General features: G+C 58.2%; 1 protein-coding gene. It reads left to right on the top strand.

Going from position 1 to position 1,295, the window contains the following annotated elements; translation table 11 throughout:
• Positions 1 to 86 precede the first annotated feature (86 nt).
• Positions 87 to 1,196, top strand: a complete 1,110-nt coding sequence (locus tag ACFWW2_RS00040) for an IS110 family transposase (RefSeq protein WP_393925319.1) — start codon at positions 87 to 89, stop codon at positions 1,194 to 1,196.
• The last annotated feature ends 99 nt before the right edge of the window (positions 1,197 to 1,295 follow it).

Genomic DNA, 1,295 nt, shown 5'->3' with positions numbered 1-1,295 from the left:
CCTAAGACCAGATGAGCGTTTTGCGGCAGCGCCAGTTGTCATGTTTTTCTCGGCGAACATGGATTTGTTCGACAGAGGAAATGAGCATGAACAAGACACTTTATGTGGGTCTGGACGTCCACAAGGATTCGATTGCTGTTGCGGTTGCTGAGGATGGTCGCGGAGGCGAGATCAGGTATCACGGCACCATCGTCCATTCAGGGGATGCTGTGCTGCGGCTGACCAAGACGCTGACAAAATCCGGGTGCATCCCATCTTTCTGCTATGAAGCTGGGCCATGCGGTTATGGATTGCACCGTTTGCTGATAAGGCTCGGATTTGAATGCGCTGTTGTGGCCCCATCGATGATCCCGCGCAAGACGGGTGATCGGATCAAGACCGACCGGCGAGACGCTATCATGCTTGCCCGGCTGTGGCGCGCCGGCGAGCTGACGGCGATCTGGACACCGGACGAGGAACAGGAGGCGATGCGGGATCTGATCCGCACGCGCAAACAGGCCAAAGATGCGGTGAAGGTGGCTAAGCAACAATTGCTGAGCTTTCTCCTGCGCCACGGTCTCAAGTATCAAAACGGCAAGTATTGGACACAGCGGCATCGTCGCTGGCTGGCTGAGTTGCGCCGGTTCAGCTATCCGCATCAGCAATTGGCTTTTGAAGAACTGAAGCGCACCATTGACCAATGTGAGGCCCGGGTCATGACGTTGGACCAGGCCATCGACGACGCAATCCCGCATTGGCATTTTGCCCCGTTGGTAGACGCTTTGCGCGCCCTGCGCGGTGTGAACACGACCATTGCGGCAACAGTCGTGGCCGAGATCGGCGATATCACCCGCTTTGACAAACCGCGTCAGCTCATGGCCTGGCTGGGATTGGTTCCCAGTGAACATTCCAGCGGGAACACGACGCGGCGCGGCCGTCTGACCAAGACCGGGAATGCTCTGGCACGCACAATGTTAGTCGAGGCAGGATGGTCCTACCGCCATCCACCCAAAGAAGGACATCCGTATCTGAAGCGCTCCGCCCATCTGCCGCAGGAGATCAGGGACATCGGTTGGAAAGCGCAGACCCGTCTTTGTAAACGGTTCCGGCATCTGTCAAACGCGGGCAAGCCGCAACCGCGTGTGTTGTCGACGATCGCGCGTGAACTGGCGGGCTTCATTTGGGACATCGCGCGGAAAACACCCTTGCCCGCCTGACCAAGCCCGCGATCTGCCTGTGCAGAACGCTGGAGACAGCGGCCAATGATAGGGGAACCCTCGGCGTACTATCGGATGAACCTCCGGCCTTAGACAGAG

The sequence above is a fragment of the Yoonia sp. R2-816 genome, assembly GCF_046762905.1.
In the GTDB taxonomy this organism is placed as follows: Bacteria; Pseudomonadota; Alphaproteobacteria; order Rhodobacterales; family Rhodobacteraceae; genus Yoonia.
Note: the sequence above shows the minus strand (reverse complement) of the source record. Positions and strands in the feature narration are given on the sequence as shown.